At 66.3% G+C, this 24,820-nt stretch carries 18 protein-coding genes and 1 tRNA gene; 13 read left to right on the plus strand and 6 right to left on the minus strand.

The annotated features are described in order from the left end of the window. Positions 1-278: 278 nt before the first annotated feature. On the minus strand, positions 279-1,295 hold the full coding sequence (locus PA27867_RS04040; protein ID WP_066593599.1) for a hypothetical protein: 1,017 nt from the start codon (positions 1,293-1,295) through the stop codon (positions 279-281). Between the two features lie 2,373 nt (positions 1,296-3,668). Here PA27867_RS04040 and PA27867_RS04050 point away from each other — a divergent pair. Next, complete coding sequence (locus tag PA27867_RS04050; protein ID WP_157109113.1) at positions 3,669-4,496, plus strand: hypothetical protein; 828 nt, start codon at positions 3,669-3,671, stop codon at positions 4,494-4,496. A gap of 298 nt (positions 4,497-4,794) precedes the next feature. On the opposite strand, the gene PA27867_RS04055 is transcribed toward PA27867_RS04050, so the two are convergent. Then, positions 4,795-5,352: a TetR/AcrR family transcriptional regulator gene (locus tag PA27867_RS04055; protein WP_208857297.1), complete on the minus strand. Its 558-nt coding sequence runs from the start codon at positions 5,350-5,352 to the stop codon at positions 4,795-4,797. A 114-nt stretch (positions 5,353-5,466) separates the two neighbouring features. Between PA27867_RS04055 and PA27867_RS04060 the strand changes: the two genes are divergently transcribed. Both PA27867_RS04060 and PA27867_RS04065 read left to right on the plus strand, forming a co-directional pair. After that, positions 5,467-6,207 (plus strand): SDR family oxidoreductase, encoded by a 741-nt coding sequence (locus tag PA27867_RS04060; protein WP_066593609.1) that lies wholly within the window; start codon positions 5,467-5,469, stop codon positions 6,205-6,207. Between the two features lie 185 nt (positions 6,208-6,392). Beyond that, positions 6,393-7,022 carry a recombinase family protein gene (locus PA27867_RS04065; protein WP_066593612.1) on the plus strand — a complete coding sequence of 210 codons (630 nt, stop codon included), beginning with the start codon at positions 6,393-6,395 and terminating at the stop codon, positions 7,020-7,022. Positions 7,023-7,054: 32 nt separating this feature from the next. Here the strand turns inward: PA27867_RS04065 and PA27867_RS04070 are convergent. From PA27867_RS04070 to PA27867_RS04080, 3 genes are all read right to left on the minus strand, one after another. Beyond that, positions 7,055-7,126: transfer RNA gene (locus PA27867_RS04070), tRNA-Arg, on the minus strand. A gap of 91 nt (positions 7,127-7,217) precedes the next feature. After that, positions 7,218-8,924, minus strand: a complete 1,707-nt coding sequence (locus PA27867_RS04075; protein WP_066593623.1) for an HNH endonuclease signature motif containing protein — start codon at positions 8,922-8,924, stop codon at positions 7,218-7,220. Between the two features lie 109 nt (positions 8,925-9,033). Next, positions 9,034-9,681, minus strand: coding sequence for a hypothetical protein (locus PA27867_RS04080; RefSeq protein ID WP_084020666.1), 648 nt, complete (start codon positions 9,679-9,681; stop codon positions 9,034-9,036). 43 nt (positions 9,682-9,724) lie between these two features. Here PA27867_RS04080 and argS point away from each other — a divergent pair, with 43 nt between their 5' ends. The 10 genes from argS to PA27867_RS04130 all read left to right on the plus strand — a co-directional run bounded on the left by argS (position 9,725) and on the right by PA27867_RS04130 (position 23,672). Next, positions 9,725-11,401, plus strand: a complete 1,677-nt coding sequence (argS, locus tag PA27867_RS04085) for an arginine--tRNA ligase (RefSeq protein ID WP_066599021.1) — start codon at positions 9,725-9,727, stop codon at positions 11,399-11,401. A gap of 12 nt (positions 11,402-11,413) precedes the next feature. Then, positions 11,414-12,205 carry a DUF2993 domain-containing protein gene (locus tag PA27867_RS04090; protein WP_084020668.1) on the plus strand — a complete coding sequence of 264 codons (792 nt, stop codon included), beginning with the start codon at positions 11,414-11,416 and terminating at the stop codon, positions 12,203-12,205. 145 nt (positions 12,206-12,350) lie between these two features. Then, positions 12,351-13,892 (plus strand): diaminopimelate decarboxylase, encoded by a 1,542-nt coding sequence (gene lysA / locus PA27867_RS04095; protein WP_084020670.1) that lies wholly within the window; start codon positions 12,351-12,353, stop codon positions 13,890-13,892. Beyond that, positions 13,889-15,226, plus strand: coding sequence for a homoserine dehydrogenase (locus PA27867_RS04100; RefSeq protein ID WP_066593627.1), 1,338 nt, complete (start codon positions 13,889-13,891; stop codon positions 15,224-15,226). The genes lysA and PA27867_RS04100 overlap by 4 nt, the downstream gene beginning before the upstream one ends. Beyond that, positions 15,226-16,347: a threonine synthase gene (gene thrC / locus PA27867_RS04105; protein ID WP_236900833.1), complete on the plus strand. Its 1,122-nt coding sequence runs from the start codon at positions 15,226-15,228 to the stop codon at positions 16,345-16,347. Before PA27867_RS04100 ends, thrC begins: the two co-directional genes overlap by 1 nt. Further along, entirely contained in the window at positions 16,344-17,297 is a 954-nt protein-coding gene (gene thrB / locus PA27867_RS04110; protein WP_066593630.1) for a homoserine kinase, read from the plus strand. The genes thrC and thrB overlap by 4 nt, the downstream gene beginning before the upstream one ends. 303 nt (positions 17,298-17,600) lie before the next feature. Continuing rightward, entirely contained in the window at positions 17,601-20,210 is a 2,610-nt protein-coding gene (gene rho / locus PA27867_RS04115) for a transcription termination factor Rho (protein WP_066593633.1), read from the plus strand. Then, a complete protein-coding gene (gene prfA / locus PA27867_RS04120) occupies positions 20,210-21,289 on the plus strand; it encodes a peptide chain release factor 1 (protein WP_066593635.1) in 1,080 nt (359 codons plus the stop codon). The genes rho and prfA overlap by 1 nt, the downstream gene beginning before the upstream one ends. 1,258 nt (positions 21,290-22,547) lie before the next feature. Next, a complete protein-coding gene (locus PA27867_RS04125; protein ID WP_066593637.1) occupies positions 22,548-23,030 on the plus strand; it encodes a GNAT family N-acetyltransferase in 483 nt (160 codons plus the stop codon). Continuing rightward, positions 23,031-23,672 (plus strand): LysE family translocator, encoded by a 642-nt coding sequence (locus tag PA27867_RS04130; protein ID WP_066593639.1) that lies wholly within the window; start codon positions 23,031-23,033, stop codon positions 23,670-23,672. A gap of 4 nt (positions 23,673-23,676) precedes the next feature. On the opposite strand, the gene PA27867_RS04135 is transcribed toward PA27867_RS04130, so the two are convergent. Further along, on the minus strand, positions 23,677-24,702 hold the full coding sequence (locus PA27867_RS04135) for an isopenicillin N synthase family dioxygenase (protein ID WP_066593641.1): 1,026 nt from the start codon (positions 24,700-24,702) through the stop codon (positions 23,677-23,679). Positions 24,703-24,820 lie beyond the last annotated feature (118 nt).

The raw sequence follows: 24,820 nt of genomic DNA on the forward strand, positions 1-24,820 counted from the left end.
ACCCTGCGGCACGATCGAAACGGAATGCTGCTTCCGAGGTGTCTCGAAACCCATGGGTTTCGAGGCATCTCGGTTGCGAGACACCGGACACGAAGTGGACACGCTCCGCTGCGGTCAGATTCGAAGGGGTCCAGCTGGGCCTACGCCTGCGTGGGCTTTCCAGGGTCCTTGCCACTGTCGCCAGAACCGACCCAGGGGCCGCCAGCATGGCCGGGGGCTTCGGGCTATATGGCTGACTATGCGGACCTAAACCCTCGACGAACTTACAAACATGACCACTAGCGGGTGTGGGCGATGATCGCTTCGGCGATAGCCACCGTGTCGCTGGTCGACGCGACCTGGTAGGCCGACTGGCCGAGTGAGAAGATCACGACGCAGAACGGTGTCACGTCGGAGCACATCTGCACGGCGTGCTCACCCTCGACCGCGCCCTTCAGCGCAATCGTCGGCAGGGCCTGGGTGTCTGGTGTGGAGACCATCGTGTCGACGAGTCCGGCCAGGTCGTAACCGACCGTGACAGAAGTACCCCAAACCCCGGCGCCGATCAAGTCTGCCGGGACGTCGGCATCCACATCACACTGGAATACCCCGGCCCGCTGCGCCACGTAGTTCTCAAAGCAGGTCAAGCCGTTTGGTGGGGACCGGACTTCGTATTCGAGCGAGTCGACGCCGAGAGCCGTGGCGATGCCCTCCGACCCCACCGCGCGGGTGCAGTCCGATTCGTGTTCGACCAGATCGACCGTCGGCCAGACCAACTGGCCGGGCTGAGCATCCGTCAGAGCGGTGAAAACGGATGCTGCGAGCGGCTGCATCTGCGCCAGGATCGCGTCGGGCGTCAGCCCGGAGAAATACCAACCGTCGCGTTGGATCCAGTTCGTGCTCAACACGATTTCGACCCAGGCATCGCCGACCGGCGCGCTGATGAAGCAGCCGGTGTCGTAGCCGCATCCGGTCGCCGCGTCAATGCCTCCGATGGTCATCGCAGTGTCGGAGGGGCCGTCGCCGAACGATAAGGCGTCGTCGCCCACCGTGAAGGGCGCCCAGGAGTCGGCGCCGCCGGCAACGACCTTGACGCTGACGTAAGCCCAGTCGGAATCGACGGGGTCGTGCAACGGTTCGGTGACCGCGGGGCCGACCCGCCAGGAGCAGGACAGACCGCCCAGGGCTGGCACGACGTAGTCGATCAGGTTAAACGCTGGCTGGATCGCGGCAACCGGGGTCGGCGCGGTTCCGTCGGCGGTGACGAAACCGGGTGCCACGTCATCAAGGGTGGCAATGTCGTCGCAGGTGTACACGCTCGCTGAAGGTGTATCTAGGGTCTCTAGCCGACGACGCTGAAGATGCCTAGTTGCCTGGCGAAGGTGCGTAGTCGATCCGCATCAGTTATCCGCAGTTGCATTGGCGCTGAAAGAACGGACCGGACCATCTGATCGTCTTCTTCTGTTCGGTCGGACCGAAAGAACAACACGGCTCCTCTTGCGACAGTAGTGGGCAGTGTAGGCAAGCTCCGCCATCTATCTGGTCCCTGCTGCTCGCGTTCTGCCCCCAATTCGGGCAGCCCAGATTGTCCACGGCCGGCCACGAACGGCAACCGTCCCAACCGTCCACACCTGTATCGGATCACAGTCCTGCGCAGCGCACCGACCCCAAGCGAAAGTTCGAGAGCCCGGCTGCACTGGCTATTTGGTTGGAATCGCGCAGCTCGGGGCTTGACCCTCGGACCCAAAGCAATTTGTTCGACGCCTGTTGGGCTTGCGTGTCTCGAAACACTACCAATGCGAGACAGATCAGGATACGAGACAAGTCGTATGCCACTCGTCGATCGGAGAGGACAACTCCTACGTCTCGTATCCCATGGGTTATGGGTCGTCTCGGTAATGAGACTCATCAACTTTTGCGAGCTTCATCGCTTGGTCGCTCGCAAAGTGCGTGCCGCGGGAGTTTTAGGAGTTCCTAGCGGGCCCTGTTTCTAGATTTGTTCGAGGACGGAATGCCAATGACGCTCCGTATAGAGCGATGACCGTGCCTACGACCCAAACCGTGGTCGAGGGCCAATTGCTGTTCGGCACCGTTTGCGGTCCGATCGCGTCCTCTGGGCTGTCGTAGGTGCAATTCACTCCTAGGGGCAGAAGCGTCCGTTCGCCTGTAACTCGGGTGCCTTCGTTGAAGGGGCCGCCAGATTCAGGAAGGTGCATGGAACGCGTGCACTGGATGGCCGGAACTTCCTTGCCGTCAAGAGTTATCCCGGTCAAGAATGCGCTTAGGGCCAGCAAGCCGAATACCGTGAGTATAAAGAGCCCGAGAAGTCGACGAAAGCGCGAACTCGTCATGGCGCAACCTTACTGGCCTCAATTGCCACAGCGTTGTTTCTGACTCGATACCCTTGAAACTCAAGACACATTAGTTCCGAGACGCTGTCGATTGTGAACTCGATTCGTCGCCGGAACCGTCTCCCGACAAGTGAGACCCAAAGTGCAGCAGTAGGGACCAGTATTCTTCGTCGCTTACCGGTCTGAGCCGGAGCCAGCCACGCTTGTAAGGGGTCAATGGGATGCTGACTATTTGCCCGCCCTTCTGGAGGCCGACCACGATCGCCCTGTCGATGGTGACGGCATGACGTACTTCGTCCTGTTCGTACGAGTCGATACTCGACCAGGGGATCCTCGCCACACATTGCGGTCGATTCCAGTACCACCGCCACAATTCAAACTTCTCGCCGGTATCCACGAAGGCAAGGAACGAGCCATCGCGAGACAAATACGACTTTAGGCGCACGCCGGTGAGGTCTTGCAGCGCCTCCTTGAGTCGATCTGAGGAGTAGATGGCCGTGGGGACCGAACCGGAACGGATGAGCTCGGTTAACAGTCGCCGACCCGGGCGGTAGAAGGCCCACAAAAGTATGACGGCGAGGACTGCTCCACCGACCAGGCCGCCCAAAACCGCCGGCAGCCCAGATCCCGCTGCCGACGGTGAGTGGCCCAAGATCGCCGTGATGACCTGCAGCAAGAGCACGGTGATGAGAGCTGCGAGTAGCCCCCTAACCGCCCACGATCGTCTGCGAGCGGGGATTCGCGCGGTGTCACCCATTTGCTCACAGTAGCCTTCTGACCAACGACCGAGAGCGTGACGCTCCACTCGGCTTAGACCTCAACGTCCGGTGGGCAAAGAACCTCTCGTTGCCCATGGGTCATGAGGCAGCGAGGTTGTGAGACACGACCTTCGGATGGCGAGTGGCGTTGCGCCCCGGACGGCCCCGAATCGATTCGCGGGCCTATTCCTACTCAACTGCGCAGGACGGTTCAGAACGGTTGCTTTTTGGTTCCGCCCATCAGGTATTGGCTGTCGCGCCCCATAAGTACTCACCGCGCGAAACGCTTGTCGCCTGTCGCTGTTTGCGCGAACAGGCCGCCCCGCGGCCGGACGAGGCCGCCGAAACCTCTTCAAAGTTGGCCGTTCAAACCGAGGGGTTTGCTCGATGATCGATCTAAATGGTTTGACCGTGCGTGTCGCGCGGGTGCTAACTTGAGCAAAGGGTCACCGCAGGGTGACCGCGGCGAAGCAGTTCGGCCGCAGGAGAATCTCGCGTAGGTTTCGACCATCTCTTCACGTTTCGGAGCCAAATCGCGGATGCCCCGCGACGGCCGCACGCGTGTAGAGGGGGCATCAGCGTGAAGAAAGTCATTGCATTAACAACCGCGATCGGAGTCGCGCTCGTCGTGTTGACCGGGGTCGCCCCGGCGTCTGCTGAAGCGACGAGAGTCGACACCTCGACTTCGACAGTGGCACCATTGGCCGATCCAACGCAGACATTGTGGCCGCTCTACAAGACCGTGTACGACGGAACGATCTACGAGCTGGTGACGGAGGCGGGCGTGGAAACACCGGTGCCGCTGTCGTTCGAGAAGTGGCGGGACGTGTACAAGTTCAGCAGCTTCGAGAACACCGCAACCGATTTCGTGAAGTATCCGTGGTCGCCGACGGTATACGCGGTGACCTTCTGGCCGGGTGGGGAAAGTGCCTGGCAGTGGACGCCGATCACGTTCGCGCAGTGGCAGACGGCAGGCTTCCCGTCGGCGCGCATCGCCGGGTGGATCAAGGGAAGCTACTACTACCAGTGGGGCTCGTCCCCGGAGGTTCTCGTTGAGGGTGCTGACGGCATCAACCACAAGCTCAGCTACACGGAATGGGAAGCGTCGGGGTTCCGAGCGTTCCAATGGAGGTCCGCCGAGGGTTTCTTCAAGCTCACTTGGTCGAACGATATCGTGCGAATGACGAATATTGGGTTTGGCCAGGGTGGACCGATCGACTATGCAGAATGGGCCGCGGAAGGTTTCCCCACGCCGCAGGTAGGCCCGAGGCTCCCCAACGATATGTTTCTCATCTTCCCCGACAGTTCGACCGTGCATTACACCGCACCCGGCATATATCGCCCCGTGACGTTCGACGAGTGGACGGCCGCGGGACGACCAACTCCAGAACTTGTCAAGGGCCACTAGGACCTGGCCGCTGACAACAACGTCCCGGTGCGTAACAGCTGACTAGAGCGACCGGATTCCCTTCACGGAGAAAATTCGTGGCGCTGTCTCGTGACCCTCGGGATTCGAGACAGGTGAAGATACGAGACAAGCCACCCGCCTCTCAGGGCGTGAAGGGATGAGCCGGCGTCTCGTATCGCATGGGTTTCGGGACACCCGGGTTCTGAGACACCGTAGGCGGCGGTGAAGCGCAACCACACAGGGCGCTGCTTCTTGAACACCCTCCTTGGCCGGATCTCCCTGCAGCGGAACTGAGCGCCTATGAAGTCGCGGGGGGTCTCAAGCCGTCGAGCACGACGGTGAGCAAGGAGCGGGCACGTTCGTCCCAATCGGACTCGTCAAGGCGCGTCAGGAATCCGATCAGTGTGATGACGTCCTGGGCATCGACCTCCGGGCGGATGACCTTGGACTTGCGACCTGCCTCGAGCAGCAACGTGATCGCCTCCCCAATGGGACCCAGGCTGTGAGCACTGAGGTCCTTCCAGATAGAGGCTTCGACGGCCGCGAAAACCCCGCGCTTGATTCGGGCATAGTCCGCGACGCGGTCGAACCACAGAGCGAGGGCGACATCCGCTGCCTCGGTTTCGAGGAGTATCGGCGCCAGGGCGACGAGTTCATCGACGTCATGCCGGTAGACCTCTACCAGCAGGTCGGCACGGGTCGGAAAGTGGCGGTAGAGCGTGCCCTGACCCACGCCAGCCTTTTGGGCAATCGCGTTTAAGCGCAGATCATCCCCACCTGGCGGGGCTGTAGCGATTGCTTCACGCGCCGCTTCAACGATGCGGGCACGGTTGTTAACGGCATCAGCACGGGGCATTGAAGGAGTCATTGGGTCTCACGAAATATCGATTGCCTAAACGGACACGTGTCCGTATAGTGATGTCAAGCGGACACGTGTCCAATCTAGTCACTAGAACGACGGGAAATACCAATGAACGGCATCACCGACAAGGTCGTCGCCATCACGGGAGCTAGCAGCGGTATAGGCGAAGCGACCGCGCGCTTGCTGGCGGAACGGGGCGCGATGGTGGCTCTCGGAGCACGGCGCACCGGCCGACTCGACGACATCGTGGCGACGATCGTCGCCACGGGTGGACGCGCCATCGCATGCGAAGTCGATGTCACCTCACCGTCCGCAGTCGCCAATTTTGTCGACCAGACCGTGCGATCGTTTGGCCGCCTGGATGTATTTATCGGCAACGCCGGAGTGTCGTCACTATCCCCGATGGCCGAACTGGATGTCGATGGATGGTCGTCCATGATCGATGTGAATCTGCATGGCGTGCTGAACGGTATCGCTGCTGCACTGCCGGTGTTCCAAACACAGGGCCGCGGACATTTTGTGACCACCGTATCGACGTCAGGAATCAAGATCGTGCCCACGCAGGCTGTCTATGCTGCGACAAAGAACGCCGTGCGAACGCTGCTGGAAGGACTCCGGCAGGAGTCGACTGATGGTGTCATGCGCACCACGTCGATCTCGCCCGGCTATGTTCAGACAGAGCTCGTTGACTCCATCGCGGACCCACGCATCCGAGAGCAGGCAAAGACATCGATGGCAGCCTTGGGTATCCCAGCGGAGGCCGTCGCCAGGGCGATCGCCTTCGCAATCGAGCAGCCGGACGACGTCGAGATCGGCGACCTCACCATCAGGCCAACCCGTCAAGGCTGATCTGTCAATCGACACCCCGCTTCCAGTCTCGTAACCCTACCGATATGAGACGCCTCGTCGCCTTAATCTGCACTTTTCCTGATATTGGTGATTAATGGGTTCCTGAGAGTCACATAACTACGTCGCGTATCCCTGTGACCGAATTGCGGTGCGCATCGTTAGTTATGAGACAGCGAAGGAGCGTTGTGACGAAGCTGATCGGTTACGCGAGAATATCGACTAGAAACGGTGCCACGGATGGACAGCGGGCCGAGCTCTTGGCGGCCGGCGTCCGGCGCGATGACCTCTATGTCGATGAAGGGAGTTCCGGAGCTCGAGCACCTCGTCCTCAGCTTGATGTCGCCGTCACGGCGCTTGAGCCTGGTGACACATTCGTGATCGTGTCTTTGGACCGGCTGGGTAAATCGACGCAGAACGTGCTCGCGTTCGCCGAGGGCCTGAGCGGCCGCGGGGTTGAGCTTCGGGTCCTCAATTTCTGCGGCGGCGATGTCGACACGGCGACACCGCCGGGACCCATGCTGTTCACCACCATGGCTGCTCTGGGGCAGATGGAGCACGAAATCAAGCGTGAGCGCGTGCTCGACTCGATCGATAGGCGCCGTAAGGCCGGCAAGAACCTTGGTGGCCGGCCACGAAGAATCACGAACCGACAGATCCGCAACGCCAATCGACTCATGGAAGCCGGAGAGCCGACGGCACTGGTCGTGCGCGACTTCGGTATGTCTCGCGCCACGTTCTACCGCCGCGCCCGTGCCCTGGGATTGATGCCAGATCAATCCGGCGACGAGAAACCGGAAATCGACGACGCCGTCTGACGTGCACTGCGTGGCGTGGCGTGTGAAAAGTGTGCCCCCAGGCAGATTCGAACTGCCGCCCCTGCCTCCGGAGGGCAGTGCTCTATCCCCTGAGCTATGGGGGCCCAGGAACCTCTAGGTTAGCATCCCTGGGCTGCGGCGTTGGCCCCTCACGTGGGCAGGGAAGTCGAGGCGCACCGGGCGCGTGACGGCGGCCTAGAAGGGTGGGGTCTTGTCGGTCTCTGGCGGAGGGTCGGAGGCCGGCGGGGTTAGGGGTGGTGAATTCGGTGTGGGTGCCGGTCCTGCAGTGTCAGGCGTTCCCGACGCGGGTGGCTGCTCGGATGTGGGTGGCTGGAGAGCGGCGCGGACGAGGTCGTGGGCGTGGGGGTTTGTGTAGGTTTTGCCGCCGGGGGTGGTCCAGGTGAGGGTGCCGTCGGGTGATTGGCGGGTGCTGAAGCTGGATTGGTGTTTGAGGCGGTGGTCGGGTCGGCAGAGGCTGACGAGGTTGTCGGCGCTGGTGGTTCCGCCGGCGTTCCAGGCTTGGGTGTGGTCGATCTCGCTGTTGACGGCTTGCCGGTTGCAGCCAGGGGTCTGGCAGGTGTTGTCGCGGATTTGCACGTACCGGCGAAGGTCGGCCGGTGGGGTGTACGAGTCGCGGTCGACGGAGAGGATGGTCCCGGCGTGTGGGTGGGTGAGGATGCGGGTGAAACTCGTCGCTGTGCCGGTGAGGCGCCGGGCGGTTTCGAGGTCGATGGGTCCGTAGCCGTCGAGGATGGCGGGTTGGTCGCTGTGGCCAAGAAGTGTGAGGACCGGGACGGTGATGTTCACGGTGCCGCGGATCCCTCGGCCGAGTTTCCCATCGGCGCCGATGCCGTCCAGCAGAAGGTCGCGGTAGGTGTCGGCGCGGCGCTGATCGCGGGTGCGGCACACGATGGCGTCCGGCTGCGGCGCCCTGAACGCGGTGCCAGGAGAGGCGCCGGTCGTCTCGTCGGTCCTGATGGCACCGTCACCGGCTGCGCTGCTGGCGCCACGGTCGCTGCCCGTTTCGGCGCTGTTCGCCCCGGCAGCACCGGCAGTCTCTGCAGCCCCGGCAGTCTCGGCCGCCTGGGCAGCCTCGGCGGTATCACCGCCTATGCCACCGGCGTTGGTGTTGGCGTCGTCCTCATCGTTGAGGGTTTGCGCGATCTGGGTGAGGCGTTCGTAGATCGCCTGGGCTTCGTCGGCTTTCAGATAGGCGTTCAGCCACGACATTCCGTTGATGTCGGGGCGGAGCACCACCCGGCGTTCGCGGATGCCGGCGTTGACGCGGTCCTGCAGCGGAATCGGGTGCAGGGATTCGAGGAGTTCCCGGGCGACCTTGGCGAACTTGCCGGGAGTGAGCTTCTCCGCAGCCGTCAACGTCATCTCTTCGAGCTTCGGCAACACATGTTCGGGCAGGTCGACGGGGAGGGCGGCGGTGACGTCGAGCATCTTCACCACGTGGCTCCAGCCGATCCGGCCCTCCGCCAACGCCCGGTGGAACAGCGGTAGCTGCTCCATGAGCCGGGCGGCGTCGAAGATCATCATGCCGGCGGTCTGGAAATGCATCCGCAGCGCGCAGCCGACCTCGGCCGCCAATGCCCGACGGGCCAGTTCCTCGTCGTCCCAGGCCGGGCCGTGTTTCTGGGTGTCGGGGTCGTTGCGGCCGGACTCGATCGGGTCACCGGCGAGGCCGGCGATGATCCAGCGGTCGTGGCCGAGGCGGTCCAGCTCGGCTAGCAGCCGGGTGCGCTCGGCGTACGCGGCGGCGATGACCTTCGCGTTGGCGATCAGCGGGTCGATGACCGCGCTGATGGCTTCGGCGACCGGATCGACGTCGTCATCAAAGAATCCGTCGGGGGAGTCTGCCGGAGTGCTGTCTGGAGTGGCATTTGAGGTGGCCATAGGGACAGTGAATCACCGGCCACCGACACCGTGCATCCCAATGAATCAGCGGTGGAGAACTCGAAAAGACCGCCGCCTGTGGAGGAGCAGAGCCCCTCCGCGCGACGTTCTACAGGTTGCCGAGAACCGAGACGACGATGCGCTCGGCGTCGCCGGGCTCCGCCATGCCGGGGGAGGCGACGGCTACCCAGTAGCCGTTGGTGAAGACCTGGGCGGTGCTGGCGGACTTGCTGAAGTAGCCCTCCACCTCGGGGGCGGTGCCATAGGTGGGAACGATGTCGCCGTCGGCGAGAGCCGAATCCTTGAGGGTGTTCGTGAGGGTCTCATTCGGCATGGCCAGCGACACCTCGATGACCTCGCCGCTGGACTGGTTGATCCACCCGCACGACACACCGTTATAGGTGGTGGCGGTCACGGCGGTGTCGCTCGTCGGCGCGTAGTCCGGGTCGACGCTGTAGTTGGGGTTGATCGCGTACACGTCATCGGCGGTGAGGATGCTGTCGCAGGTCTTGTCGACGGCGGTGCCTTCGGCGGCGGGTGACGGCGTGGCCGACTCGGTGGGCTCAGCGGTGGCGGTGGCCGTCGCAGTGGGCTTGCCGGTGGCAGAGCTGCTGGGCGACGGCGTCCCCGTCGATCCTGAGTCGCCGGCCGGCGCGCATCCCGCCAGGGCGAACAGTGCGAGGGTAGCGCCGGAGAGGGCGAGTCCAGCGCGCAGTCGGCGGCCGGTGGCGAGGGAAGACGTGCTGGAGTGGGTCACGCGTTGACCTTACCAACTGGGACGCCGGGTAAGCTTGATCGCCGTGACCCCTGCCGAACTTTCTCAGTCCCTGCTCAACCTCGTCAACGACCTGGTTGAGCGACGACGCGGGGAAGGCATCGAGGTCACCGACCTGTCTTTGAGCCTCGCCGACGTGTCACTGGAGCGCCCGCGCAACCGCGACCACGGCGACTGGGCGTCGAGCGTGTCCATGAAGATCGCCAAGCCGCTGGGCACCAACCCGCGCGCCGTGGCCGCCGAACTCGCCGCCGGCCTTGAAGCCATGCCCGAGATCGCCTCCGTGGAGGTTGCCGGCCCCGGCTTCATCAACATCCGCCTCGAAGCATCCGCTGCCGGCGCCCTCGCGCAGACCATCGTCAACGCCGGCGAGGCCTACGGCACCGGCCACATGTACGACGGCATCAAGATCAACCTCGAGTTCGTCTCGGCCAACCCCACCGGCCCCATCCACATGGGCGGCGTGCGTTGGGCCGCGGTGGGCGACAGCCTCGCCCGCGTGCTGAAGGCCGAGGGCGCGGATGTGACGCGCGAGTACTACTTCAACGACCACGGTTCGCAGATCGACCGCTTCGCCCGCAGCGTGCTCGCGGCCTACCTGGGCGAGCCCACCCCTGAAGACGGCTACGGCGGAGCGTACATCGGCGACATCGCCGCCAAGGTCGTGGAGATCTACGAGGGTGACATCGCGAGCCTGCCCCGCGAGGAACAGCAGGAGATCTTCCGCGCCATCGGCGTCGACCTCATGTTCACCGAGATCAAGGAGAAGCTGCACGGCTTCGGCGTCGACTTCGACGTCTTTTTCCACGAAGACTCCCTGCACGAGTCCGGCGCCGTCGACAAGGCCATCGCACGCCTGCGTGAGCTCGGCCACATCTTCGAAGCGGATGGTGCCATCTGGCTGCGCACCACCACCTTCGGTGACGACCGCGACCGCGTCATCATCCGCTCGAACGGCGAACCGGCCTACATCTCGGGCGACCTGGGCTACTACCTCGACAAGCGCGAGCGCGGTTTCGACCAGAACCTGATCATGCTCGGCGCCGACCACCACGGCTACATCGGCCGCATGATGGCCATGGTCGAGGCGTTCGGCGACGTGCCCGGCGTCAACCTGCAGATCCTCATCGGCCAGATGGTCAACCTGCTCAAGGGCGGCGAGCCCGTGCGCATGTCCAAGCGCGCCGGCACCATCGTCACCCTCGACGACCTCGTCGACGCCGTGGGCGTGGACGCCGGCCGGTACTCGCTGGTGCGCTCCTCGAGCGACTCGCAGCTGGACATCGACCTCGACCTACTCGGCAAGCGCACCAACGAGAACCCGGTGTTCTACGTGCAGTACGCGCACGCCCGCACCTGCTCCGTGGGCCGCAACGCCGTGGATTCCGGCGTGGACCGCAGCGCGTTCGCCCCCGAACTGCTCACCCACGACAGCGAATCGGCCCTGCTGGGCGTGCTGCAGGAGTACCCGCGCGTGGTGGCCCAGGCCGCCGAGCTGCGCGAACCCCACCGCATCGCCCGCTACATCGAAGAGGTCGCCGGCTACTACCACCGCTGGTACGACAACTGCCGCGTCATCCCGCTGGGCGAGGAGCCGGTCACCGACCTGCACCGCACCCGCCTGTGGCTGAACGACGCCACCGGCCAAGTCATCCGCAACGGCCTCGGCCTGCTCGGCGTCTCGGCGCCCGAGCGCATGTAAGCAGTCGCCCGCGTGACTGCCACGACGCCGAAACGACGCCGCCCGGCCCGCCGTCTGCTGGTGGTGGTCGTGGCGGTGCTCGCGCTCGTGGGCATCTTCTTCGCCGTCGATGCCGGCCTCCGCAGCTACGCCGAGAACCGCATCGCGAGCGAGATCGACGCCAAGCTGCCCGAGGGTGTCACGGGTGACGTGAACGTGGCCATCGGGGGAGCCTCGGTCATCTTCCAGTACCTCACCGGCAGTTTCGAACGCGTGCAGCTGACGGCGCCGCAGCTGGCCGTGAACGGCGTGCCGGCATCCGTGTCGATTGACGCCACGGATGTGCCCACCGACACGAGCCAGCCCATCGGCCACGTCGACGGAGCCATCGAGCTCGACCAGGACGCCCTCAACGCGCTGCTGCAGACCGCGCTGGCCGAGGCGGATGCCGCCCCCGAGGCGCGCGACGCCCAGCTCGAGCTCGGCACCGACGAGGTCACCTACACGGGCGAGCTCAGCATCCTCGGCCTGCCGATCGGCTACCAGGCCACGGCCGCACCGAGCGTGACCCCAGACGCCCTGGTGCTCACGCCCACGGGTGCCAAGGTCACCGCGGGCTCCGGCGGCCTGGACGTGAGCCGGTTGGTGGACCTGGTGCTCGGCGGCGACCCGATCAGCGTGTGCGTGGCCAACTACCTGCCGCAGGGGGTCACTCTCAGCGACGTGGAGACAACGCCACAGCGAGTAACCATTACGCTGGAGTCGAGCACATTGACGCTCACCGAACAGTCGCTCACCACCCTGGGCAGCTGTTCCCCCGCTTGATTCGGCGTGCGCAACTCGCAGTCGCTAGAATTCCGGTAGATTCCCGCGCCCCTTTCGGCGCGTCTCTTCGCTGGCTTCAGGGACCAATCCGGGTTCGCTCGCCACTTCGTGAGACACCCACTTGACTCCTGTGAGGTTTTCACCCGTGGCCCATAACCCACTCGCCCCCGAGTGGCTCAGCTCCCCAGCTGATGCCAACACGCTCACCGACGGCCTCTGGCCCTCCTCGGCCCGTCGCACCGACGACGGCGCCATCACGATCGGCGGCGTCAGCGCCGGCGACCTGGCCGCCCAATTCGGCACTCCTCTCTATGTGATCGACGAGACGGATGCGCGCACCCGCGCCGCCCAGCTGCGCGCGGCGTTCGACGCCGAGTTCGCCCGCATCGGCACCACCGTGCGTGTCTACTACGCCGCCAAGGCGTTCCTCTCCACCGAGGTGGCCCGCTGGATGGTCGAGGCCGGCCTCAACATCGACGTCTGCAGCGGCGGCGAACTCGCCGTGGCCCTCGCCGCGGGCGTCGCGCCCGGCCGCATCGGCTTCCACGGCAACAACAAGTCGCGCGCCGAGATCAACGACGCCACCCGCGTGGGCGTCGGCACGATCATCATCGACAGTCCGGTCGAGATCGAGCGGGTCGCCGAGGCTGCCGGTCGCCACGGCATGGTGCAGAACGTGCGCCTGCGGGTGAACAGCGGCGTGCACGCGCACACCCACGAGTTCCTGGCCACCTCGCACGAAGACCAGAAGTTCGGCGTGGTCTTCGAGGACGCCCCGGCGCTCGTCGCCGCGATCCGCGCCCAGCCGAGCCTCAACTTCCTCGGGCTGCACTGCCACATCGGCTCGCAGATCTTCGGCGTCGACGGTTTCGCCGAATCAGCCTCTCGGCTGCTCAGCCTGCAGGCCGACCTGCTGGCCGGCGGCCCGGTGCCCGAACTCAACCTCGGCGGCGGCTTCGGCATCGCCTACACCAGCGTCGACGACCCCAGCCCAGTGGCCGACCTGGCCGCGGCGCTGGCCGACATCGTGGCCGCCGAGTGCGCCCGCCGCGGCATCCCGGTGCCCGTGATCGCCATCGAACCCGGCCGGGTCATCATCGGACCAGCCGGCGTCACCCTCTACGAGGTGGGCACCACCAAGCCCGTGCGTATCGGCGAGAACACCCGGCTCTACGTGAGCGTCGACGGCGGCATGAGCGACAACGCCCGCCCCGCCCTCTACGGCGCCGAGTACTCGGTGCGCATCGCCGACCGGGTGTCGGAAGCCGCGCCCGCGCTGGTGCGCGTGGCCGGCAAGCACTGCGAGAGCGGCGACATCGTCGTGGACGCCGACTACCTGCCGGGGGACGTGGCACCGGGCGATCTGCTCATGGTGCCGGCGACCGGCGCGTACTGCTGGTCGTTGGCCAGTAACTACAACTATGTGGGGCGGCCGGCCGTTGTGGCCGTGGCGGACGGGGAAGCCAGGGTCATTGTTCGAGGGGAGACGATTGACGATCTGCTGGCGCGGGACGCGGGGGTCCCGAGATCGGCTCACGAGGTCTCGACAAGCTCGACCGGCGAGGTCTCGACAAGCTCGACCGGCGAGGTCTCGACAAGCTCGACCGGCGAGGCTGGCTCGACCGGCGAGGCCGGCTCGACCGGCGCGGCTGGCTCGACCAACGACATGAAGGAAACCACCCGATGATCGAATACCGCAATCTGCGAATCGCCCTGCTCGGAGGTGGATCCGTCGGCGCCCAAGTGGCCCGGCTGCTGCTCGAGCACAGCGACGAGCTCGCCAACCGGGTGGGCGCGGGCCTCGAGCTCGTCGGCATCCTGGTGCGCGACCTCGACGCCCCGCGGTCGGCCGACCTGCCCCGGGAACTGCTCACCACCGACGCCGACTCGCTGATCCTCGGCGCCGACATCGTGATCGAGCTGATGGGCGGCATCGAGCCCGCCCGCAGCTACATCCTCACGGCGATCAACTCCGGCGCCGACGTCGTCACCGCCAACAAGGCCCTGCTGGCCGAACACGGCGCCGAACTCTTCGAAGCCGCCGACCAGGTGGGCGCCCAGCTCAACTACGAGGCCGCCGTCGCCGGTGCGATCCCCATCGTGCGGCCCTTGCGCGACAGCCTCGCGGGCGACACCGTCAACCGCATCCTCGGCATCGTCAACGGCACCACCAACTTCATCCTCGACCGGATGCACGTGGCCGGCGACACCCTCGAAGAGGCCCTCGCCACCGCCACCGAGCTCGGCTACGCCGAAGCCGATCCCACCGCCGACATCGGCGGGTACGACGCCGCACAGAAGGCCGCGCTGCTCGCCAGCCTCGCGTTCCACACCAACGTGCCGCTGGAGAAGGTCTACCGCGAGGGCATCACGGGAGTCACCCCGCAGCAGATCGAATCGGCCACCAAGGCCGGCTACGTGGTCAAGCTGCTCGCCATTTGCGAACGCCTGATCGACCCGGAGACCGGCGAAGAGGGCGTCTCTGCCCGTGTCTACCCGGCCATGGTGCACCACAGCCACCCGCTCGCCTCCGTGCACGGCGCCAACAACGCCGTCTTCGTCGAGGCCGAGGCCGCCGGCCCGCTGATGTTCTACGGCGCCGGCGCCGGGGGAGTGCAGACCGCATCCGCCGTGCTCGGCGACCTCGTCTCGGTGGCGCGCCGCCACGTCGTGGGCGGCCCTGGATTCGCCGCGTCCAACCACGCGGACCTGCCGGTGCTCGATATCGGCAAGGTCACCACCCGATACGCGGTCACCCTCGAGGTCACCGACGAACCCGGTGTGCTCGCCACGATCGCCGGCGTGTTCAGCAAAAACGAGGTCTCGCTCGCGCTCGTCGAACAGTCGATGACGCCCGCAGAGCCCGTCAGCGGCAGTCACGCCGCCGTGTCGGGCACAGCTACCCTAGTCATTGGAACGCACGAGGCCACGGAGGCTGCGCTTGCCGCGACCGTGATCGACCTTGCCGCCAACAGTGTCGTCACCAATGTCGCATCCGTATTAAGAGTTGAAGGAGTCTGATGTCCAGCGAACGAGAGACCGGTCAGCACCAGATGGTGAAAACCCAGTCCCGTCAGTGGCGGGGTGTGCTGCGCGAGTACGCCGACCGGCTGAACATCAGCGATGCCACCCCCATCGTCACGCTCGGTGAGGGCGGCACCCCGCTGATCCCCGCCGCCGCGCTCTCCGCGCGCACCGGCGCCAAGGTGTGGGTGAAGTACGAGGGGATGAACCCCACCGGTTCGTTCAAGGACCGCGGTATGACGATGGCCATGTCCAAGGCCGTCGAAGACGGCGCGAAGGCCGTCATCTGCGCCTCCACCGGCAACACCTCGGCCTCCGCCGCGGCGTACGCCACCCACGCGGGCATCAAGGCTGTCGTGCTGGTGCCAGAGGGCAAGATCGCCATGGGCAAGCTCAGCCAGGCCATCGCGCACAACGCGCAGCTGCTGCAGGTGCAGGGCAACTTCGACGACTGCCTCGACATCGCCCGCGACCTCGCCAAGAACTACCCTGTTCACCTGGTCAACTCGGTCAACCCCGACCGCATCGAGGGCCAGAAGACCGCGGCCTTCGAGGTCGTCGAGGTGCTCGAAGACGCCCCCGACATCCACATCGTGCCGGTCGGCAACGCAGGCAACTACACCGCCTACTTCCGCGGCTACAGCGAAGAGCTCGCCCGCGGCGCCACCACCAAACTGCCCCGGATGTTCGGGTTCCAGGCCGCAGGCAGCGCCCCGATCGTGCTCGGTCACCGCGTTGAACACCCCGAGACCATCGCCAGCGCCATCCGCATCGGCAACCCGGCCTCCTGGGACCTCGCCCTGAACGCCCGTGAGGTGAGCGACGGCTACTTCGGCGCCATCAGCGACGAGAAGATCCTCGAGGCCTACCGCATCCTCTCCGCCGAGGTGGGCATCTTCGTCGAGCCGGCCTCCGCGATCAGCGTCGCGGGCCTGCTCGAACGTGCCGACGCCGGCCAGATCCCGGCCGGCTCCACCGTGGTGCTCACCGTCACCGGCCACGGCCTGAAGGACCCGCAGTGGGCCCTTCGCACGGCCGACGGCAGCGACGTGAAGCCCACGATCGTGCCCGTCGACACCGCCGCGATCGCCGAACTCCTGGGCCTGGGCCAGAAATGACCACCGCGCTCCCCGTAGCGGGACGCAACGCGCTGGCCGGCCGTTCGGTCGTCGTCAAGGTTCCGGCCACCACCGCGAACCTCGGCCCCGGTTTCGACACCCTGGGCCTGGCCCTCGCCCACTACGACCACCTGCAGGTGGAAGTGCTGGACGAGCCCGGCGTCTTCGTCGAGGTGCACGGCATCGGCGCGGGCGAGGTGCCCACCGACGAGAGCAACCTCGTGGTGCGCGCCATCGCGCACACCTTCGCCGCCTACGACATCCCGCTGCCGGGGCTCAAGCTCATCGCCGAGAACGTGATTCCGCACGGCCGCGGCATGGGCTCATCCGGTGCCGCGATCGTCTCGGGCATCATGGCCGCCAAGGGCCTGCTCGAGGGCATCGTCGACATCGACTCCGACGCGCTGCTCGTGCTGGCCACCGAGATGGAGGGGCACCCCGATAACGTGGCGCCTGCCCTGTTCGGCGGACTCACCATCGCCTGGATGACCCCGGAGGGCCCGAAGCACAAGAAGCTCATGGTGCACCGAGGCGTCTCACCGCTGGTCTTCGTGCCCGTGCACGCCATGTCCACGGCGCTGGCCCGCAGCCTGCAGCCCGAGTCGGTGCCGCACGAAGACGCCGTCTTCAACCTGTCCCGCTCCGCGCTGCTCATCGCGGCGCTCATCCAGAGCCCCGAGCTGCTGCTGGCGGCCACCGAGGACAAGCTGCACCAGAGTTACCGCGCCGCCGCGATGCCCGAGACCAACCGGCTGATCACGCTGCTGCGCGAGCACGGCTTCGCCGCCGTGGTGTCCGGTGCCGGACCGTCGATCCTGGTGTTGGCCAGCGACCCCGGCCAGCGTCTGGTGGCCGCGGACCTCGTGGCCGAGAAGAGCGAGACGCCGTGGCAGACGCTCATGCTGGCCGTCGATTTCAAGGGTGCAACGGTCATCCGCACCGACGTCTGACCGACGCCTGAGCACAGAGCCCCTTCCCGACGTCGGGAGGGGGCTCTTCTCGTGTTTCGGTGCGGCACGCCGCCGATCCGGGCGTCCGAACCTGCTAGAGTGGTTGCGCACCCGATAGAAACCGCCTCCGCGGATCTGTTCTCTGGTGTATTCCCTGTAACTCACTGCTATTGCGTATTTGTGCGTGGCTGTGTGTGTTCACTCCAATCCGCCACTGCGTGGGACTGGATCACCCGCAGCCCACCTGCGCTGCAACATCTTCTCTGGCCGGCCAAGAGGCGCCAGGGGAAAGGACAATACTTCGTGACCAACGTCAATCTCCACACCGATGGTGTGGATATCTCACGCCTTGCCACCCTTCGCGTCGCCGAGCTTCAGGCTCTGGCGGGCGAACTGGGTATCCAGGGCGCATCAAAACTTCGTAAAGGAGAGCTCGTGGACGCAATCACCGCGAACCAGTCCCAGACGACCGAGCCCGCCGCGGCTGACGCCATCGTGATCGACGCCCCCGTCGAGGTCGCGACCGTCGCCGAGGCGCCCGCCGAGGCCGCGCCCAAGAAGCGCGTCTCGCGCCGTGTCACCACCGCCACCGCGGCCCCCGCCGTCGCCCACGTCAACGCCGACGGCGACCTGGGTCTCGGCCTGATCCTCCCCGAGGCCGCCAAGACCCGCAAGACCACGGCCCCCACCACCTACGCCGGCGCCACCGAGGGTGACATCGTCGCCGATGCCCCCGTCGTGGAGAAGCCGGTTCGCCAGGCCCGCAAGCGCGCCAGTACCGCCACCATCACCGAGGCCGCCATCTCCGAGGCCGTCGCCAAGGCGAACGCCGCCGAGGCCGCCGCACCCGCCGTCGAGGCGCCCGCAGCCACCCAGCCGGCCGCAACCGAGCAGGCCACCGAGCAGACCGGCAACGGCCGCAACCGTCGCGGCAACGGCCGCAACGAGGCGCGCACCGAAGGCCGCGGCGACAACCGCAACGAGGGCCGCAACACCTCTCGTAACGGCGGAAACAACCGCAACAACAACAACGCCTCCACGGCCCGCAACGCCTTTGACGCCCGCGCGCTGATCGAAGCCCAGAACGCCGAAGACGGCTACGAGGCTCCCGTCGAGGAGACCACGACCGCTGCGGCCGAGGCCGACACCGTCGACGCCGAGAGCACCGAATCCCGCATCCAGCGCCCCGAGGGCGTTGTGCGTGCCGAGCGCAACGAGCGCGGCGGACGCCAGCGCAACCAGCGCGGTGCCCGCACCGAGCGCTCCGAGCCGGCCGAGCAGGCCGACGCCCAGCAGAGCGACGCCCAGCAGGCCGAGACCGTGCCCGCCGCGACCGAGTCCGCCGACAACACGCAGGCCGCCGAGACCACCGAGGCGTCCGACTTCGTCGAGCAGCCCCGCCAGGGCCGCAACCGCAACCGCAGCCGCGGCGGCGACCGCAACCAGGGCGACCGCAACCAGGGCGACCGTTCGGCGCAGTCCACGGATGACCGTGGCACCGACGAGCAGGGCGACCGTCAGCCCAACCAGCGCCAGCAGGGCAACCGCGGCCAGGGCCAGCAGGACCGCCAGAACGACCGCCAGCAGAGCGACCGCGCTCAGCAGGAGCGTCAGGGCCAGGACCGCAACCAGGGCCTGGACCGCAACTCCGGCCCCGAGGACGAGCTGAACGGCCGCAACAACCGCAGCCGCTTCCGTGACCGCAAGCGTCGCGGCGCCACCACGAACGACGACTTCGAGCCCGAGCTGACCGACGATGACGTGCTCATCCCGGTCGCCGGCATCCTGGACGTCCTCGACAACTACGCGTTCGTGCGCACCTCGGGCTACCTGCCCGGCGCGAGCGACGTCTACGTCTCGCTCGGCCAGGTCAAGAAGTACAACCTGCGCAAGGGTGACGCCGTCGTCGGCTCGATCCGTCAGCCGCACGAGGGTGACCAGAGCGGCCGCCAGAAGTACAACGCGATCGTCAAGGTCGACTCCATCAACGGCCTGACCGTCGAGGAAGCCGCGACCCGCGTCGAGTTCCAGAAGCTCACCCCGCTCTACCCGCAGGAGCGTCTGCGCCTCGAGACCGAGCCGGGCAAGCTGACCCAGCGCATCATCGACCTCGTCGCCCCGATCGGCAAGGGCCAGCGCGGCCTGATCGTCGCACCGCCCAAGGCCGGCAAGACCATCGTCATGCAGCAGATCGCCAACGCCATCGCCACGAACAACCCCGAGGTCCACCTCATGGTCGTCCTGGTCGACGAGCGTCCCGAAGAGGTCACCGACATGCAGCGCACGGTGAAGGGTGAGGTCATCGCCTCCACCTTCGACCGTCCCGCCGAGGACCACACCACGGTCGCCGAGCTCGCCATCGAGCGCGCCAAGCGCCTCGTCGAGCTGGGCCACGACGTCGTCGTGCTGCTCGACTCGATCACCCGCCTCGGCCGCGCCTACAACCTGACGGCCCCGCCGTCGGGTCGTATCCTCTCCGGTGGCGTCGACGCATCCGCGCTGTACCCGCCCAAGCGGTTCTTCGGCGCTGCCCGCAACATCGAGAACGGTGGCTCGCTCACCATCCTCGCCTCCGCTCTGGTGGAGACCGGGTCCAAGATGGACGAGGTCATCTTCGAAGAGTTCAAGGGCACCGGCAACATGGAGCTCCGCCTGTCGCGCCACCTGGCCGACAAGCGCATCTTCCCGGCCGTCGACGTCAACGCATCCGGCACCCGCCGCGAAGAAATGCTGATGAGCGCCGATGAGGTCAAGATCACCTGGAAGCTGCGCCGCGCGCTGGCCGGACTCGAGCAGCAGCAGGCGCTCGAGGTCATCCTGGGCCGGCTGAAGGAGACCTCGTCCAACGTCGAGTTCCTGATGCAGGTTCAGAAGTCGATGCCGACCCCGAACGGGTCAGACAAGGATCACTGATGTTCGAGTCTGTCCTGACTCTGCAGGCTGAGCACGACGAGCTGCAGTCCCAGTTGGCGGACCCGGAGTTGCACGCGAACCCCGCCCGTTCCAAGAAGGTCAACCGTCGTTACGCTGAGCTCAGCCGCATCATCGCCGCGTGGAACGAGTGGAAAGAGATTGGCGACAATCTCGAAGCCGCTCGTGAACTCGCCGACGAGGATGAGTCCTTCGCCGACGAGATCCCCGGGCTCGTGGACCAGCTGGAGGACGCAGCCGAAAAGCTGCGCCGTCTGCTGATCCCGCGTGACCCGCTGGATGCCCGCGACGTGATCATGGAGATCAAGATGGGGGAGGGCGGTGCGGAGTCCGCACTGTTCGCCGCAGACCTCCTGCGCATGTACCTGCACTATGCGGAGTCCAAGCGCTGGAAAACCGAGATCATCGAGCAGACCACGAGCGACCTCGGCGGTATCAAGGACATCCAGTTGGCCATCAAGGGCAACTCGGCAGACCCCGCAGAGGGCGTTTGGGCGCACCTCAAGTACGAGGGTGGTGTGCACCGCGTTCAGCGGGTGCCGGCCACCGAGTCGCAGGGACGCATCCACACCTCGGCGGCGGGCGTTCTCGTCTTCCCCGAAGTGGATGAGCCCGAAGAGGTCGAGCTGCACCCGAACGACCTCAAGATCGACGTGTACCGCTCCAGCGGCCCCGGCGGCCAGTCGGTCAACACCACCGACTCCGCCGTGCGCATCACCCACCTTCCCACCGGGATCGTGGTGGCGATGCAGAACGAGAAGAGCCAGCTGCAGAACAAGGAAGCGGGTATGCGGGTGCTCCGCGCCCGCGTCCTCGCCCGGCAGCAGGAAGAGATCGACGAGGCCGCCTCGCTGGTGCGCAAGGGCCAGATCCGCACCATGGACCGGTCAGAGCGCATCCGCACGTACAACTTCCCGGAGAACCGGATCGCGGACCACCGCACCGGTTACAAGGCGTACAACCTGGACACCGTGATGAACGGTGCCCTGGATGCCGTCATCGACTCGTGCATCACCGCGGACGAGGCCACCCGCCTCGCCGAGATCGGCGACCACGACTAACAGCTCCTGGTTCTGAAAGGGCGTCCCGGCTTCGGCCGGGGCGCCCTTTCTCATTCCGCGGGGTCTCGACAGGCTCGACCAGCGTGTGGTTGCGTTCCCGAGACTGGCCGGCGCCGTCTCTGCGTGATGCGCCCACACGGTGGTTGAGCTTGTCGAAACCTGGTGACCTGTCGTTCGGGTGCCGCGGCAGAGTGCCCGGGATCGGCTTGCGGGGTCTCGACAGGCTCGACCAGCGTGTGGTTGCGTTCCCGAGGGCGGCTCGCGACGTGCCTGTGGGGCGCGCCCACACGGTGGTTGAGCTTGTCGAAACCTGGTGACCTGTCGTTCGGGTGCCGCGGCAGAGTCCCCGAGACCGGCTCGCGGGGTCTCGACAGGCTCGACCAGCGTGTGGTTGTGTTCCCGAGACCGGCTCGCGACGTGCCTGTGGGGCGCGCCCACACGGTGGTTGAGCTTGTCGAAACCCGGTGACCCGTCCTGCGGATGCCGCGGCAGAGTTCCCGAGACCGGCTCGCGGGGTCTCGACAGGCTCGACCAGCGTGTGGCTGGGTTCCCGAGACCGGCTCGCGACAGCTCTGCGTGACGCGCCCACACGGTGGTTGAGCTTGTCGAAACCCGGTGACCCGTCGTTCGGGTGCCGCGGCAGAGTCCCCGAGTCCGTCTCGCGGGGTCTCGACGGGCTCGACCAGCGTGTGGCTGGGTTCCCGACACCGGCTCGCGACATCTCTGCGGGACGCGCCCACACGGTGGTTGAGCTTGTCGAAACCTGGTGACCCGTCGTTCGGGTGCCGCGGCAGAGTTCCCGGGACCGGCTCGCGGGGCCTCGACAGGCTCGACCAGCGTGTGGTTGTGTTCCCGAGACCGGCTTGCGACGTGCCTGTGGGGCGCGCCCGTACGGTGGTTGAGCTTGTCGAAACCTGGTGACCCGTCCTGCGGGTGCCGCGGCAGAGTCCCCGAGACCGGCTCGCGGGGTCTCGACAGGCTCGACCAGCGTGTGGTTGCGTTCCCGAGTTCGTCTCGCGGGGTCTCGACGGGCTCGACCAGCGTGGGGTGGCGTTCCCGAGACTGGCTCGCTACATCTCTGTGGGGCGCGCCCGTACGGTGGTTGAGCTTGTCGAAACCTGGTGACCCGTCCTGCGGATGCCGCGGCAGACTTCCCGGGAACGGCTCGCGGGGTCTCGACAGGCTCGACCAGCGTGTGGTGCGGCTCCGGGGCGACGAGCGACCGGCGAGGGGCGGCGGCCCAACTAGGATTTTGGGTATGCCCGGGCTCACCTTTGTCACCACCGCCCCGGGCTCGCCCGCTGCCGCCGCCCTGCTGCGGGAATACTACGTCGACATCGTCGGCCGGTACTGGGGTCGGGCCGCACTGCCTGCCGAGGTCGACACCGCGATGGCGGACGAGCCGAGCGACGACCTGCAGGACGACACCGGCGTGCTCGTGGTCGGGATACTGAACGGCGAACCCGTGGCCTGCGGCGGGGTGCGCTTCGTCGGCCACGGAATCGGCGAGCTGACCCGCGTCTACGTGGCGGCCGCGGCCCGGGGGACCGGCACCGGCTCCCGGCTGCTCGCCCACCTCGACGGCCTCGCCGTGGTGGCCGGGCTCAGCACACTCCGCCTGACGGTGCGCAGCGATCTCATCGAGGCCCGCCGCCTCTACGCCCGATCCGGCTACGCCGAGGTCGACCCGTTCAACACCGAACCCTATGCGGAGCACTGGCTCGCGAAGGAGCTGCACTAAATGGTCACCTTGCCCGCCGTCCTCGGCATGGCCCTCGTCGCCCTCGGTATGGTCCTCACCCCGGGCCCCAACATGATCTACCTGGTCTCCCGCAGCATCGGGCAGGGCTGGCGCGCGGGAATGGTCTCGCTGGGAGGCACCCTGGTCGGGTTCCTCGTCTACATGACTATGGCCAACGTGGGCCTCGCCGCGGTATTCCTGCTAGTGCCGTGGCTCTACACGGCAGTGAAGATCGCCGGTGCGGCGTACCTGCTCTACCTGGCCTGGAAGACCCTCAAGCCCGGCGGGCTGTCGCTGTTCGAAGCCAGGGACCTGCCGGCCGATTCCCGCTCGAAGCTGTTCCGGATGGGCCTGGTCACCAACCTGCTCAACCCCAAGGCGGCCATCATGTACCTGGCCCTGATCCCTCAGTTCGTGACGCCGTCCGCCGGAAACGTGATGCTGCAGGGCTTCATCCTCGGCGGGGTGCAGATCACCGTGAGCATGCTGGTGAACACCCTGATCGTGCTGGCTGCCGGTGCCATCGCGGTGTTCCTGCGCAGCCGGCCCACCTGGCTGGTCGTGCAGCGCTGGATCACCGGCACCCTGCTGGGCGCGGTGGGCGTCAAACTCGCGATCGACGCCCCCGCCCCCGCGGCCTGACCCTTTACTTGACCAGGTCGGGGTGGTGGATCGCCGCGACGTCGGGGTGCGCGCGCAGGCGGCTCTTGAGCACGTTCTCGCCGTAGGTGGTGAAGATCGGGTTCTCCGGGTCCACCGTGATGCCCGGGGCGTGCAGCTCCTCTGGCAGGGTGAGCACCGGGATGGTGGCGTCCAGCGCGGGACTGTAGAAGAACGGGATCGAGATGCGGTCGGTGCCGATCAGCGGGGAGATCACCCGGTGCACGGTTGCCTTGAGGTAACCATCCGTGGCCACCTCGAGCAGCTCGCCGATGTTCACCACGAACGCGCCGTCGAGCGGGGGAGCGTCGATCCACTCGCCGTCCTTCTCCACCTGCAGGCCGCCCTTGCCGGGCTCCACGAAGAGCAGAGTGAGCACGCCGGAGTCCTTGTGCGCGCCGACGCCCTGCTTGGGAGTGGGGTCGGACTTGCCGGGGTAGCGCACGATCTTGATCAGGGTCGAGGGCTTCTCGGCGAAGGCCGCGTCGAAGACATCCTGTGGGGCGCCGAGGGAGAGTGCCCACGCCTGCATCAGCCGGAGGGCGACGTCATTGAGCTCGTCGCGCCACTTGGTCATGACCTCTTCGAGGGCGGGCAGGTTCTCCGGCCACTGGTTGGGGCCCTCGAGGCGCAGGTAGTCGGCGTCATCCGCCGTGAGGTCGAGCGCCGGGCGCTCCGCGCCGATGTCGATCTGCTCGCGCCAGTCCACCTTGCCCTGGGTGAGTTCGCCACCTACCCGGGTGTAGCCGCGGAAGTGCGGGCTCTTGAGGTTCTCGATGGCCATCTTGTCGTCTTCGGGCAGGTTGAAGAACGCCCGGGAGGTGGTCATGACACGTTCGATCAGCTCTGCGGGGACGCCGTGGCCGGTGAGGTAGAAGAATCCGTACTCGTGGGTCACTTCGCGCAGCTCGGCACGGAACGCCGCGGCTTCCTCGGGGCCTGCGTCGAGCCTGGAGAGGTCCAGGATCGGCAGGGAGAGGGCGGCGGTGGGGGCGTCGGCTGAAGTTGTCATGACAACTATTCTGCCAACAACCGACACAAACGGGCCGGGTGTTACAGCGGATTGCCGGGCTCGAAGATCCTGCGCGTCGGCATCCGTCGAACGCCGCCGTATCGCAGAAAACGCGGAT

Origin of the sequence: Cryobacterium arcticum (assembly GCF_001679725.1) — a bacterium.
In the GTDB taxonomy this organism is placed as follows: Bacteria; Actinomycetota; Actinomycetes; order Actinomycetales; family Microbacteriaceae; genus Cryobacterium; species Cryobacterium arcticum_A.

Coding starts and splice junctions, on each gene's coding strand:
- PA27867_RS04055 (WP_208857297.1), bottom strand. CDS start 5,352: ATGCCCCGTGCTGATGCCGTTAACAACCGTGCCCGCATCGTTGAAGCG.
- PA27867_RS04060 (WP_066593609.1), top strand. CDS start 5,467: ATGAACGGCATCACCGACAAGGTCGTCGCCATCACGGGAGCTAGCAGC.
- PA27867_RS04075 (WP_066593623.1), bottom strand. CDS start 8,924: ATGGCCACCTCAAATGCCACTCCAGACAGCACTCCGGCAGACTCCCCC.
- PA27867_RS04100 (WP_066593627.1), top strand. CDS start 13,889: ATGATCGAATACCGCAATCTGCGAATCGCCCTGCTCGGAGGTGGATCC.
- thrC (WP_236900833.1), top strand. CDS start 15,226: ATGTCCAGCGAACGAGAGACCGGTCAGCACCAGATGGTGAAAACCCAG.
- thrB (WP_066593630.1), top strand. CDS start 16,344: ATGACCACCGCGCTCCCCGTAGCGGGACGCAACGCGCTGGCCGGCCGT.
- prfA (WP_066593635.1), top strand. CDS start 20,210: ATGTTCGAGTCTGTCCTGACTCTGCAGGCTGAGCACGACGAGCTGCAG.
- PA27867_RS04125 (WP_066593637.1), top strand. CDS start 22,548: ATGCCCGGGCTCACCTTTGTCACCACCGCCCCGGGCTCGCCCGCTGCC.
- PA27867_RS04130 (WP_066593639.1), top strand. CDS start 23,031: ATGGTCACCTTGCCCGCCGTCCTCGGCATGGCCCTCGTCGCCCTCGGT.
- PA27867_RS04135 (WP_066593641.1), bottom strand. CDS start 24,702: ATGACAACTTCAGCCGACGCCCCCACCGCCGCCCTCTCCCTGCCGATC.